This window comes from Sphingomonas sp., from assembly GCF_965227385.1.
In the GTDB taxonomy this organism is placed as follows: domain Bacteria; phylum Pseudomonadota; class Alphaproteobacteria; order Sphingomonadales; family Sphingomonadaceae; genus Sphingomonas.
In genome coordinates, this window is the sequence record NZ_OZ245750.1 from 3,726,808 (window position 1) to 3,740,118 (window position 13,311).

11 protein-coding genes are annotated in these 13,311 nt (G+C 67.6%); 7 read left to right on the forward strand and 4 right to left on the reverse strand.

All coding sequences use genetic code 11. The annotated features are described in order from the left end of the window. Positions 1-16: 16 nt before the first annotated feature. A complete protein-coding gene (locus ACO05N_RS18350) occupies positions 17-241 on the forward strand; it encodes a hypothetical protein (protein ID WP_422058414.1) in 225 nt (74 codons plus the stop codon). Then, positions 238-2,010 (forward strand): endoglucanase, encoded by a 1,773-nt coding sequence (locus ACO05N_RS18355; RefSeq protein WP_422058415.1) that lies wholly within the window; start codon positions 238-240, stop codon positions 2,008-2,010. Before ACO05N_RS18350 ends, ACO05N_RS18355 begins: the two co-directional genes overlap by 4 nt. Before the next feature lie 173 nt (positions 2,011-2,183). Here the strand turns inward: ACO05N_RS18355 and ACO05N_RS18360 are convergent, their stop codons facing one another. From ACO05N_RS18360 to ACO05N_RS18375, 4 genes are all read right to left on the reverse strand, one after another. Then, positions 2,184-4,130 (reverse strand): methyl-accepting chemotaxis protein, encoded by a 1,947-nt coding sequence (locus ACO05N_RS18360; RefSeq protein WP_422058416.1) that lies wholly within the window; start codon positions 4,128-4,130, stop codon positions 2,184-2,186. A gap of 68 nt (positions 4,131-4,198) precedes the next feature. After that, complete coding sequence (locus ACO05N_RS18365; protein WP_422058417.1) at positions 4,199-5,101, reverse strand: flagellin; 903 nt, start codon at positions 5,099-5,101, stop codon at positions 4,199-4,201. Between the two features lie 11 nt (positions 5,102-5,112). Next, complete coding sequence (locus ACO05N_RS18370) at positions 5,113-7,218, reverse strand: FlgK family flagellar hook-associated protein (RefSeq protein WP_422058418.1); 2,106 nt, start codon at positions 7,216-7,218, stop codon at positions 5,113-5,115. A gap of 25 nt (positions 7,219-7,243) precedes the next feature. Then, a complete protein-coding gene (locus tag ACO05N_RS18375; RefSeq protein ID WP_422058419.1) occupies positions 7,244-8,548 on the reverse strand; it encodes a flagellar hook protein FlgE in 1,305 nt (434 codons plus the stop codon). 176 nt (positions 8,549-8,724) lie between these two features. Between ACO05N_RS18375 and ACO05N_RS18380 the strand changes: the two genes are divergently transcribed. The 5 genes from ACO05N_RS18380 (at position 8,725) to ACO05N_RS18400 (ending at position 13,276) form a co-directional block, all read left to right on the forward strand. Then, positions 8,725-9,120 (forward strand): flagellar biosynthesis repressor FlbT, encoded by a 396-nt coding sequence (locus tag ACO05N_RS18380; RefSeq protein ID WP_422058420.1) that lies wholly within the window; start codon positions 8,725-8,727, stop codon positions 9,118-9,120. A gap of 10 nt (positions 9,121-9,130) precedes the next feature. Continuing rightward, on the forward strand, positions 9,131-10,468 hold the full coding sequence (gene fliI / locus ACO05N_RS18385; RefSeq protein ID WP_422058421.1) for a flagellar protein export ATPase FliI: 1,338 nt from the start codon (positions 9,131-9,133) through the stop codon (positions 10,466-10,468). Beyond that, positions 10,452-10,886 (forward strand): hypothetical protein, encoded by a 435-nt coding sequence (locus ACO05N_RS18390; protein WP_422058422.1) that lies wholly within the window; start codon positions 10,452-10,454, stop codon positions 10,884-10,886. The genes fliI and ACO05N_RS18390 overlap by 17 nt, the downstream gene beginning before the upstream one ends. Continuing rightward, a complete protein-coding gene (locus tag ACO05N_RS18395) occupies positions 10,883-11,845 on the forward strand; it encodes a peptidoglycan-binding protein (RefSeq protein ID WP_422058423.1) in 963 nt (320 codons plus the stop codon). The genes ACO05N_RS18390 and ACO05N_RS18395 overlap by 4 nt, the downstream gene beginning before the upstream one ends. Positions 11,846-11,914: 69 nt before the next feature. After that, positions 11,915-13,276, forward strand: coding sequence for a protoglobin domain-containing protein (locus ACO05N_RS18400; RefSeq protein WP_422058424.1), 1,362 nt, complete (start codon positions 11,915-11,917; stop codon positions 13,274-13,276). Positions 13,277-13,311 lie beyond the last annotated feature (35 nt).

The window sequence follows — 13,311 nt, forward strand, 5'->3', positions numbered from 1 at the left end:
CCCCGTTGGGATTTGAATGAGTCACGATCAAAAGCCCGCGCGGATCCGCCTAATTGGCAGCGCTGCATCCAACAGCGGTCGGCTGCGCGGTGGTTTTGCCACCGGCCCGGCGCCGCGCCGTCCCGCCACGCCCCGCCCGATCGGCAGACCGGGCCTGAGCCGCGCCGTGATCGCCGTGCTGTTCCTGTCCGCTGCGCTGGTCGGCGGCGTGGTCCAGGCCTGGCTGGTGCTGCGCGCATGACCCGCGCCGGCCTGGCCCTTCTTCTGCTTGCCGGCAGCGCCAGCGCTGCGCTGGCGGCGAGCGATGCCAAGCACGCTCCCGCCGCGCATGGCGGCCAGCCCGCGGCTGCAGTCAAGCCCGCCCCCGGCGGCGCGGTGGCCAAGCCAACCCCCTTCGCCGCCGAGCTCGCTGAAATGCCGCGCGCCGCACCGGGCGCGCGAACCGCTATCGACGCCCCCCTTGCCTGGTCGCTGATCGCGCGCAGCACCGCGGAAACGCGACAGTCTGCCCGCTGGAAGCTGGCGACGGCGCTGATCGATACCGGCCGCGGTGCCGAAGCGCTAGGCGTGCTCGAAACCATGCTGCGCGACGACCATGCGCTCGAACTGGTCCCGGTCTGGCGGCTTGCGATCGGTAAGGCGAACATACTGGCCGGCCGCAATGCCGCCGCCCTCACCTGGTTCAACGCGCCCGAATTGCTGGCCGATCCCGAAGCCTGTGCGTGGCGTATCCGCGCGGGCGCGGTGATCGACGGTGCCGCGGGCAGCGCGCTGCTCAAATGCGCGGTGCCGGCGATCCTGGCACACCATGGGGCGGATCGTATCGCCTTCCTCCTCGATGCCGCCACCGGCCTGATCCGATCGGGCCATCATGACCGCGCCTTGCGCTTTCTTGCCGTGATCCCGGACCAGCATGTTGCCGCCAATCTGCAGCGCGGAATCGCGTTGATGGCGACCGGCCAGCCGGAAGCAGGCAAGCTGCGGCTGGAGCGCGTGATGCTGTCGGGTACCCCGGCGGAGCGCGCCGCGGCCGAACTCGCGCTGATCCGCGATGCGGTCGCGCGGGGCACGATCAAGCCCGGCGAGGCGGTGAAGCGGCTCGATGCCCTCACCTTTCGCTGGCGCGGCGGCGCGGTCGAGCGCGCAGCACTCGAACTCAAATGGCAGATTGCCGAACGCGCGCATGATCCGGTGATCGCGCTTGTGGCATCGGCGACGCTGTTTCGTCATTTCGACCTCGGCGCACAAACCGGGCCGACGCTGACGCGGATTCAGGCTGACCTTCAGACATTGGTCAACGATCCCAAACGTCCGATCGCGCAAGCGGCAGGGCTGTTCTGGGAATATCGCGACTTGTCCCCGACCGGTGCGCCGGGCGACCTTCTGGTCAGCACGCTGGCGGACCGTCTCTCCGCCGCCGGCCTCCATGTCCGCGCCGCCGAATTGCTGCAGCACCAGATGCAGAACCGCGCGATCGACATCGCCAAGGGGCCATTGTCGGTCCGCATCGCGCGCCAGCTGCTGCTCGCCGACAAGCCCGATCAGGCGCTGGCGATCCTGCGCCGCAGCGATGGCCCGGACTATCCGGCACCCATTGCCGCGGATCGCCAAAAGATGCAGGCGATCGCCACCTGGCGCATGGGCCGGCGCGGCGACGCGCTGGCGATGCTCGACCAGGTCGATGCAGCGGACGATCTGCGCGCCGAAATGCTGTGGCAGGCGCGCGACTGGCGTCGCTTTGTCGAGGCAAATCGGGCGGTGCTTGCCCCCGGACGCACGGCCACGGTGCTGCGTCAGGCGGTCGCGCTGGTGATGCTGGGCGATGAGCCGGGCCTTGCCGCACTGCGCAATCGCTACCTGCCCGCATTGCGCGGGACCAAGGCGGGCGCGGCGCTGGGTGCGCTCGCCTCGGCCAGCGGCGCGGTCAACCCCGCCGCACTGGACACCGCCATGGCAGGCGTGTCCGAGATCGCCGCCGACGGCGACTTGTTGCTGCTCGCACGCGGGTAACCGCCCCCTCAGCCTTCCCAGTCGATCCACCTCGCCCGCCGCCTGCCCGGATCGGGGCTGGCGAACGGTGCGTCGTCATCTGCGTGTCGCACGCAACAGAAAAGCGGCGGTGCCGGGGGAGGCACCGCCGCGAGGTTTGAACCGTCCGGGGAGAATGTCCGGCCGGATAGGGGTCAGAATTCGTCCCAGGCATCGCTCTTGCGCACGAGCGACGGGATCGCCGCAGCCGGCAGCGGCTTGATCGGGGACTGATAGACATGCTCGGTCGACTGGCGCGCGGATTTTGCCCCGACCTTGGGTTCGGGCGCAGCGGCGCGCGGCTTGGCCGGGGACTTTGTCACCGGTCGCGGCGCCCGGACCGGCGCAGGCGCGGGCGACCCCGAGCTTGCCCCCGTGCGGAAGCTGTTGGCGCGTTCGCCCAGCACACGGACTTCGGAATTGAGGCTGCGTGCGGCCGCCGAGGTTTCCTCGACCATTGCCGCATTCTGCTGGGTCGATTCGTCCATCGTGCCGATCGCCGATGCGATCTGCTGCACCGCCGCTGCCTGCGCCTGATTGTCCTGCGCGAGGCCGTTGAGCATTTCATGCACCGCCGACACGTCGGACGAGATGCCGACCAGCGCGCCATCGACGCGCTCGACCGCACCGACCGCGATTTCGACGTCATTCTGCGTCGCGGTCAGCTGTTCGCGGGCGCGCTTGGCCTCTTCTTCGGAACGCATCGCCAGCTGGCCGACCAGATCGGCGACGACCGCAAAGCCACGGCCAGCTTCCCCGGCGCGCCCGGCCTCGACCGCAGCGTTCATCGCAAGGACGCGGGTCTGGAATGCAATCTTGTCGAGCCCTTCGATCACGCTGTCGATGCCCTTGGCGCTTTCGGCGACGCGGCCCATGGCCGACACGGCCTCTTCCGCGGTGCCGCGACCCGTGCCGACGGTGACCATCGCCTGATCGGCGCGACCCACGGTGCGGGTCGCCGCGTCGGCACCCGTACGCAGGCGATCGTTGATCTGCGCGACCGCAGCCGAGGTTTCCTCGAGCGAGGCCGCCGCGCTTTCGGTGCGGCGAGCGAGGTCTTCGGACGCGGCCTCGATCTCGGTCGAGCCCGAGCTGATCGAGCGGACGCTTTCCATGACCGACTGGATCAGGTCGCTGAGCGACGCGAGCGCGGCGTTGAAATTGTCCTTGAGCACCGCATAGGAGCCGGTGAATTCGGCGTTGATCGGCCGGGTCAGATCGCCCTGTGCCAGCGATTCCAAGTGGCTGGAGACGGTGTCGATCACCATCTTCTGCTCGGCATCGGCCGCTGCCTTTGCCGCAGCCTGTCGTTCCTGTTCCTGGGCATTGTCACGGAAGACGAGCACCGCCTTGGCCATTGCGCCGACCTCGTCACCGCGATCGGTGCTGTTGACGTCGATGCGATTATTGCCCTCGGCCAGCGTGCGCATCGCGCCTTCCAGCCCCATCAGCGGTGCGATGATCGTGCGGCGAGCAATGAAGATGCCGAAACCGACGGCAAGCACGACCCCAAGCAGGCCGGTGACGAGCATCGAAGTGACCGCGCTGGAAACCATCTGGTCCAGTTCGGAAACCTTTGTTTCTGCTGCCTTCGCGCGCTCGTTCGTGAAGCGTCGCAATTCCGCGCGGATCTCCTTGGCCTTCGGATCGGCCTGCGCGAGCGTCTTGCCCGCTTCTTCGTTACGATCGGCCTTCCCATATTCAATCGCCTGAAGCGTAAGCTTATGCAGCTCATCGAGGTTGGCAGCGATCGGCGCTATCGTGTCGGCATAATAGGGTTCCGACTTCGCGATCGAAGCGAGACGCGATTTCGCCTTCTCGTAGGCGTCCAGTTCCGACGCGATCGCCTCGCGGTTGCGCTCACTGCCGCCGGGATAATACATCACCTGATAACCCGACAGGGTGATGTCAATCGCCCCCTGGTAGGTACGGGCCAGCTCGGTGTTGTTAGGCAGCGTCGTGTTGGTCACATAGCTGTACTCCTTGTCGATATACTTCAGCGTGCTGACACTGTTCATGACAAGGCCCAGCGTGACCGCTCCAAGCATCAGCATCAGCGCCGCGATCTTGTAGGCGATCTTAAGGTTGGTGAAGGCCTTCATTACGGTCTCCGTTCGGTTCGAATGTGTAATTATAGATGTTTCGCCGACGGGACGGGCGCGCCGCGCGGTTAACGCATGTAGTTGAGCAGGCTGAGCTCATTGAGCTGCGTGAAGACCGAGTAGCTGGCCTCCAGCGTGGTCTTGTGCATCGCCAGGTCCATCGCGACCTGCGCCAGATCGGCGTCTTCGTTGCGGCTGATCACGTCCTTCAGCACCAGCGCGCGTTCGTTGGCGCGATCGACCAGCGTGTCGGTTTGCGCCAGCCGCCGGCCATTCTCGGCGTTCAGGCGACGGATCCCGCCGACCGCATCGTCGAGCTGGACCTTGATGGCGGTCAGCGCGGTTTTCTGCGCGTCGGTCAGGCGCTCGCCGAACGGGCCGGCTTCGACCAGGCTACGGTAGATGGAGGTCATCTCAAGACCGAGCTCGGACGCGGTGATGCCGTAGTTGAGGTCGAGGCCGTCGCCGACGCGGGCGCGGGCAATCGCCTCGCCATCCACGAAATGGTCCGCCGCAGGCAGTCCCACGAGATCCTCGATCTTCGACGGCGTATAGGGGGCGGTCGCGATTCCGCCGCCGAACAGGGGCAGCCCGCCCTCGCTGGTGTTGAGCATCGAGCGGAACTGGTCGAACGCCGCGGAGATCGCCTCGCCCAGCCCGGCCGCCTCGCCGGTCCCGACCGCCAGCGACAGGCGGTTGCCGAGTTCCATCGATCCGTTCTCGATCGCAGTGATCGAGGTTTCGTACAGGCTGAGCGTGGTGCCGAGCCGGGTCGCGGTGTGGGCATGCGCCTCCTGCTTGGCCAGCAAGGTATGGGCCGACAGCGTGCGCACCGCCTCGCTGCCCAGCGCCGCGAGGTCGGGGGCCTTCTTGCCGCTCGACAGCTGCGCCTGGGTGACCGACAATTTCTCCTGCGCGCGCTGGATCGAGATCGCGGTGGTCTGTTGCAGGGGAATGGTGGCGACGCGCATCGATCAGTTCCTCAACCCACGATCCCGAGCAGGGCCTGGTACATTTCGTCGGCCACGCGCACGACGCGCGCGGAGGCGGAATAGCTGTTTTGCAGGACGATCATCATCGACAGCTCCTCGTCGATGTTGACGCCGGAATAGGAATCGCGCCGGTTGATCGCGTCCTGGCTGCGCGCGGTGGCATCTTCGTAGCGGGTCTGGGCGTTGGCCGCGCTGGTGCCCGTTTCGCCGAGGATCAGCGAGGCATAGCGCTCCAGCGAGATGTTCCCTTCCTTGCCAAGGTCATTCACCCGACCGAAGCTGTCGCTGTAGAATTGCGCGGCGCGGGTGTCGGACGCGAGCACGCCGCGTTCGCCGACGGCGGCACTGGTGTTGAAGATGGCGAGCGGCAATTTGCCCGGGCTGTTGCGCAGGTCGGGCGCGACGCCGCCTGCCGCCAGTCCGCTGACGCTGCCGACCAGGCCCGAGAGCGCCGAAAAGGAGATGCCGGTGCCGTAGCGGCCGGTCGAATCGGACGGGATCGAGATCGACGTGCCGGTGACGCCGGCGGCCTGATCGAAGCGGAAGCGGCCGCTGCCGTCGATCGCGAAGGTGCCGAACCCGCCGAGCTCGCTGGCGTTGAGCTGGGTCACCAGATCGCCCATCGTCCCGCCGGCTGCCGCGGTCATCGTCGTACGCGCGATCACGCGGCCGGATGAATCGCGCAGCATGATGTCGCTGGTGCTGCCGCCCGCGAACCCATGCGGGTCGCCCGAGGCGAAGCCCGGCGGCACCATCAATGCGCCTTCGGTGCGGACGACATCGTTGAGGCCGAAATACTGGCTGAACCCGACTCCGCCCCGGCTGGACGGGGCCGCGGGATCATCGCCGACCGCGACGCCGCGACCGACGCCCACGGCATCGATGGTCAGGCGCCCATCGGCGAAGCTGGCCGTGCCGGCACCACCCAGCCCGGCATTGATCGCAGCAACCGCGTCGGCAACGGTCGCGCCCGGTCCCATCGCATCGAAATCGACGCGTGTCCGTGCGACAATCGACCCGTCCGATCCCATCACGGCGAAGACGGCGGCCCCGGTGAAGCCGAGCCGGTCGCTGGTCGCCAGCGCAGTGGTCGATCCGTGCAGGCGGTTGGGCGGCGGGGCAGAGCTGGCTGCGTTCGACGCACCATTGAGTGCGCGGGCAAGGCCAGTGAACAGGGTGCCCAGCTGATCGCGGAACCCCGGCAATGTGCGGTCGCGCAGTTCGAGCAGTCCGCCAAGCTTTCCGCCGACCGCCGAGGATTCGATGCGGTCCCCGGTCGCAGCGCCAAGCGCGCCGGATTCGGTGGCAAAGCGGATGTCGATGCCCGGATACTCGGCGAGCGCGGCGCCGGAACCCGACTTTGAGGTCGGGTAGGATAGCAGGCGCATGCGCGTGTCGAGCAGCGGCGCACCGCCGGCGGTTTCGATCAACAGCCGGCCATTGGGCTGTTCGCGGACCGTCACCGCCATCAGGCTGCTGAGTTCCTGAACCGCGTTGTTGCGCTGGTCGGCGGTGCCCGCCGGGCTGCGCCCCAGCCCGTCGAGCCGCGAAACGGCGTCGTTGAGCGAGTGGATCTGCTTGAGTAGCGCGTTGATCCGCTCGACCGTCAGGCCCGTTTCGGCATCGACGTCGCCGGTCAGCATCGAAATGTCGGTGTCGAGCCGCTGCAGCGTGCCGATCGCGTCGGTCGTGCGTGCGATGAAGTCCGCCGCATTCTGTTCGGCACCCAGCGCACCGGTCATGGCGATCGCCGCGCTGTTGATTGCATTGAGCCGCGCGGGAATGCCCGACTCCCCGCCCGGCGCACCGAGCAGGGTCTGCATGCGATCGAGGTAGCTGGCCGTGACCTCCGAATTGCCGAGGTCGTTGGCTCGCCGATAGACGGCGGCTTCCAGAAACTTGTCGGCGATGCGGGTCGGCTCGCCGACCACGACGCCGGTGACCCGGTCGCCATGGACGGCGGCGAACTGGTTGGAACGTTCGCGGGCATAGCCGGGGGTGCCGACATTGGCGATGTTGGTCGACACGGTCTTGAGCCCGGCTTGCGCCGCGCTCATGCCCGATACGGCAGCCCCCAGAATCTCCCCGATCGACACGCCCAGTCCCCCGCCGCTTCAGCGATCAGCGCTTGAGGTTGCTGACTTCGGCCAACATGTCGTCGACCGTGGTGATGATCTTCGACGACGCGCTGTAGGCGCGCTGGAAGCGGATCATGTTGCTGAACTCCTGCGCCAGATCGACGGTAGAAGCTTCCAGCGTGCTCGATCGGATCTTGCCCGCGCCCAGTGCGCCCGCAACGTCGATCGACGCATTGCCCGACCGGTCCGACAGCAGATAGGCGTTGCCCGAGATGCGGGTCAGGCCGTCCGGGTTCGGGAAGGTCGCGACCGGCAGCTGGAAGACCGGACGGGTCACGCCATTGTCGAACACCGCGCTGAGCACGCCGGCTTCCGACACCTGGATCGAGGCGATGTTGCCGAGCACGCCGCCATCGGTGGTGGCCGCGATCATCGCCGATTCCGAACCGAACTGGCTGAGCCCGCTGATCGTGCCGTTTTCGCCGAGGCCGAGGCGGAGCGGAACCGACCCCGCGCCATTGGCCCAGGTGATCGCAACCGGGTCGAAGAATCCCGATGTGTAGACGGCATCGTCCTTGATCAGGCTGCCATCGGGGTTGAAGCGCAGTTCGCCGCTGGCAAGCACGCCGCCGGGTGCCGTGACGTCCGAGGCCGGTTCGGCGTAGAGCTCACCCTGCCAGCTGTTCGCACCCGTACGGACATAGGCCATGGTCACGCGGTGCGAAGTGCCCTGCGCATCATAGATGTCGAACGAACGGCTGAAGCTCGCATCGACCGTGCCGTTGGCAATGTCGCCGACCGCATAGGCGCCGGTGTGCAACGGCGCGGTCGACTGGAGGTTGGCGCGGATGTCAATCTTGGTCGACGGCGCGGCGGCACCCGTCAGGTCGCTGACGCGCACCGGAGTCAACGCCGCGACGTTGCCGGTGTTGGTGAACTCGCCAAAGCTGTCGAGGCGCCAGCCCTGCAGGTACATGCCCGCCGCGTTGCGCAGGAAACCGAACTCGTCGGGGCGGAACGAACCCGCGCGGGTGAAGGCGACATCGTTGCCGTTCAGCGTTTCGCGCACGACGAAGAAACCGCCGCCCTCGATACCCAGATCGGTGGTATTGCTCGACGCTTGGAGCAGCCCCTGCTTCGAGATCAGCGCCTGTGGCGCGGCCATCACGCCGCCTGCGGTATAGGCCGACCGCGCGCGCCCGTCGCTGACCAGCGTGCGGAACTGGATATCGTTCCCCTTGTACCCGATCGTGTTGATGTTGCTGATGTTGTCGGCAACGACGGCCATCGCAGTCGCTTCGGCGCCGAGACCGGCGACACCGGCATAAAGTGCGGAATAAAGGCTCAAGGACTGTCTCCGGTTCGTGCCCCTGTGGGCTGACATGGCCATGATAGGACAGCGGCGATCCCATCGGTCCGAGGGGGCGCGCAATTTTTGCTGGGCGGCAATTTTTTCCGGGTGCGGGACCGCGCCCTCCCCCGCCCTTCTATGAAAGCAGCAACGCACAAGATGAGGACCTGACGATGCTGCGAATTTCCCTGCGCGACGGCGAGGCGCTGGTAGTCAACGGAGCGATGCTGCGCGCCAAGGGCCGCACCGAACTGGTGATCGAGAACAAGGTCGCGCTGCTGCGCGGGCGCGAAATCATGGCGCCGGAAGAGGCCACGACCACCGCGCGCCGCCTCTATTATGCGACGATGATGGCGTATCTCGGCGACGAACCCGAAGCGCACAAGGACCAGGTGATCAACGAGCTGACGCTGCTGATCCCGGCGATGGCCAGCGACGAAGGCCGCGCCGCATGCGTGCGCTTTGCCCGGCAGGTCGCGGAGGGCAGTTTCTACCGCGGACTCACCACGTGCCGCGCGCTGATCGAGATCGAGGACGCCGCCCCCGCTCCGGCGAACGAAGCGGCCTGAGACGCGTCCCGTGCACAGCCTGTCCTCGACCGCCCGGACGATCGCCACACTGCCGCTGGAGCAGCGCTACGGCCGCGTGACGGCGGTGCGCGGCGCGTTGATCGAGGTCGAGGGCCTGGCAGGCGCAGCGCAGATCGGGGCACGCATCGATATCGACACGCCCGAAGGGATGATCCCGTCGGAAGTGACGGGAATCGAGGCGGGCCTGGCGCAGTGCATGCCGTTCCGTGAGCCCCAGGGGCTGCGGTCCGGCACCATGGCCTGGTTGCACCCCGGCGCACTTTCGCTGCGCCCGTGCGATGGCTGGCTCGGCCGGATGGTCGATGGCCTTGGCCGCCCGGTCGATGGCAAGGGCGAGTTGCCGCTGGGCGCCACGCGTCAGCCGATCAAGGCACCCCCGCCCCCGGCCGCGTCGCGCGCCCGGGTCGGTGAGCGGATCGAAACCGGGGTGCGCGCACTCGACCTGTTCGTGCCGCTCTGCACCGGCCAGCGGCTGGGCCTGTTCGCGGGGTCGGGCGTCGGCAAGTCGGTGCTGCTGTCGATGCTGGCGCGCTGGACCGAATGCGATGTCGCGATCATCGGCCTGATCGGCGAACGCGGACGCGAAGTGCAGGAATTTGTCGAGGACGATCTCGGCCCCGAGGGTCTCGCGCGCAGCATCGTCGTCGTGGCCACGTCGGACGAACCCGCGCTGATGCGGCGTCAGGCGGCCTGGACCACGCTCGCGCTGGCCGAGCATTTCCGCGACCGCGGCCTGCGCGTGCTGTGCCTGATGGACTCGGTCACGCGCTTTGCGATGGCGCAGCGCGAGATCGGCCTTGCCAATGGCGAGCCGCCCGCAACGCGTGGCTATACCCCGACCGTCTTTGCGGAACTCCCGCGCCTGCTCGAACGTGCCGGCCCCGGCCTGCCCGGACAGGGTTCGATCACCGGCCTTTTCACCGTGCTGGTGGATGGCGACGATCATAACGAGCCGGTCGCCGACGCGGTGCGCGGCATTCTCGACGGTCACGTCGTCATCACCCGTCGCATTGCCGAGCGTGGGCGCTACCCGGCGATCGACCTGCTCAAATCGGTGTCGCGCACCCTGCCCCGCTGCCTCAGCGAGGACCAGAACGCGACGCGGCTCGCCGCGCGGCGGGTACTCGGCACCTATGCCGATATGGAGGAAATCGTCCGGCTTGGCGCCTACAAGGCCGGGTCGAACGCAGAAGTCGATCGGGCCGTCGCCATTGCACCGCAGATCGAAGCGATGCTGACGCAGGGCAAGGGCGATCGCGGCCACGCCGATCAGGCCTTTGCCGACCTCAACGCATTGGTGGAGGCAGCGCATGCGCACGCCCTATGACGCCGCGCTCCGCGCGCTCGACCGCGACATGGATGCACTCAAGGGGCTGATCGCCGACGCGACCGCCCGGCTCGAGGAGATGCAGTCGCTGCACGAGGCGCTGGGCAGCGAGATCCTGCGCGAACGCGCGTTGAGCGCGATGGATTGGCAGCTATATGCCGAAGCCTATCTCGACCGGGCGCGCGCAGAGCGCCGTCGGCTGGAGCAACTGCGCCACGATGCCGAGGTCGAACTGACCATGCTGCGCCGACAGGCGGCCCAGCAATATGCGTCGATGAAGGCGATCGGCAACGCAGCCGACCAGTATCGCGCCGACGCCGAACGCGCGCTGCAGACAGCCGAGCAGGCGATGCTCGACGATCTCACTGCCGCGCGCTTCGTGCGTCGCGCCCGCGACTTGCGCAGGAGCAGCCGATGACGACCATCCACACCCGTCCGCTCGGCGCGCCCGAGACTGCCGCGACCGCTGCGGCGATCCACCGCAACGCGCTGGGCGCGGCGCAGAAGCGCCTGTGGCAGGCGGCGATCGGGACGATGGTCCCGGATACGCAGACCCAGCTGCCGCAGACCCCCGAGACGGAGAAGCTGGACCTGGACGCCCTGCTCGAACTGTCGGGTCGGGCGACGCAGCCGCGCACGGTGGCCGCCATGCTGCACAGCCCGGAATTTCAGGATATCGACCTGCGCAGCCTGGAGAAGCGCGCGTCCGAACCGGTCGGTGGGCCGACGCTCGATCCTGCGCGGCTGGGCGCGAATGCGCGGCACGCCCCCTCCCTTGAGCGCGCGGCGGAGCGCACCGGCATCCCCGCCACCGCGCTGGCCGCGATCGTCAATGCCGAGGCGGCAAAGGATTCGAGCGGCCAGTGGAATGTGTATTCGCGCAACAGCCGGTCGTCGGCGGCGGGCCTCGGCCAGTTCCTGAGCGGCACCTGGCAGGGCATGGCCGAGACGCGCGGCACCTGGCTCAACCAGACGGCGCAGGCCAAGGGGTGGCTCGACCGGTCCGGTCAGGTCCGTCCGGCGGCGCGGGCGGCGCTGCTTCAGCTACGCTACGACGCCACCGCGTCGATCGAAACGACCGCCGATTATGCGCAGGCCAACCTGAAACTCCTCAAGCGATCGGGCGTCGCGACCGGCGAGGATCCATCGGCGGTCGCACGCACGGCCTATCTCGCCCATCACCTCGGCCCGGGCGATGCCGCACGATATCTCAAGACCGGCCTCACCGACGCGCGCGCCAGCCTGTTGCTGCGCGCCCAGATCGGCGGGGGGCGCGCCGCCCAGGCAATCGCGCGGACCGGCGACGCCAGCGCCGCGCATCGCGCCTGGCTGGACCAATATGTCGGCAGCCGCGTGCGCCCGGATCGCTTTGCCTAGTCCGTACGTAGGAACACCATAGCGACCAGCCCTCCCGTATTTCTCCTATATTTGAGGAGATCCAACTGGATGGAAGACCCCGCCATGACCGTCAGCGCCGAACTCGTCGAACGCCTCGCCTTTGCCGGATTTACCGATAGCCAGCGCGCCCTATTGACCAAGTTCGGGCCGACGCTCGAGCGCGAGCTGCCCACGATCCTCGACAAATTCTACGCCAATCTGCGCAGCTGGCCCCAGCTGGCGGCGATGTTCAAGGGTAGCGATGCGATGCCGCGCGCCGCGAACGCCCAGGCGGCGCACTGGAAAATGTTGTTCAACGGCCGCTTCGACGACGCCTATGTCGCGTCCGTCAAGAAAATCGGCTTTATGCACAGCAAGATCGGGCTGGACCCGCGCTGGTACATCGGCGGCTACACCTTCATCCTGCGCCATTTGTTCGAGCTGGCCGCACAGAGCTGCGGACGCCAGCTCAGCCCCGCGGGTGCGCGCCGCACGGCGGAGCTGTGCACCGCGATCAACATGGCGGTGATGATCGACATGGACCTCGCCATCTCCGGCTATATCGACGAGAACAAGGTCACCTATGACGAGAAGTTGGGCAAGCTTGCCGAGGACTTCCAGGGACAGGTTGCCGGGCTGGTCGAACAGCTGAGCGTTGCATCCAACGAGCTAGAAGCGAGCGCCCAGTCGATGACCAGCAATACCGGCGAGGCCAATCATCGCGCGCTGGCCGTTGCCGCTGCGGCCGAACAGGCCAGCGCGGGCGTGCAGACCGTGGCATCGGCGGCGGAGGAGCTGTCGGCATCGATCCAGATGATCGCGGCGCAGGTCAACGAGTCGACCCGCACCACCCAGCGCGCGGTAACTGACGCCCAGGAGACCGACCAGACCGTCCGCGCGCTCGACGATGCGGCGGAGCGGATCGGCACCGTGGTCGGGTTGATCGGCCAGATTGCAGGCAAGACCAACATGCTCGCGCTCAACGCATCGATCGAGGCGGCGCGCGCCGGCGAGGCCGGAAAGGCCTTCGAGGTGGTCGCCGCCGAGGTCAAGGCGCTCGCCAGCCAGACCGAACGGATGACCGAAGAGGTCGAGGTTCAGATCCGCGAAATTCAGCAGGCCACCCGGAAAGCGGTCGCGGGTCTCAACAACATCGCCGAAACGATCGGCCAGGTCGCCGAGATCAGCACCAGCATCGCCAGCGCGGTCAACCAGCAGAACAGCGCCACCGCCGACATCAGCCGCAACATCCAGCAGACCGCCCAGGCGGCGCATGAGGTGTCGGCCAACATCGTCGGCGTCAGCCAGGCGTCGGAGGCAACGGGAACCGCGGCGCACCAAGTGTTCTCGTCCGCCAGCGCGCTGTCGGGACAGGCCAGCACCCTCTCTGACCAGGTCCATCGCTTCGTCACCCGCGTGCGCGCCGCGTGATGCACAGACTACCGTAGAAACACATATTGTGGAAT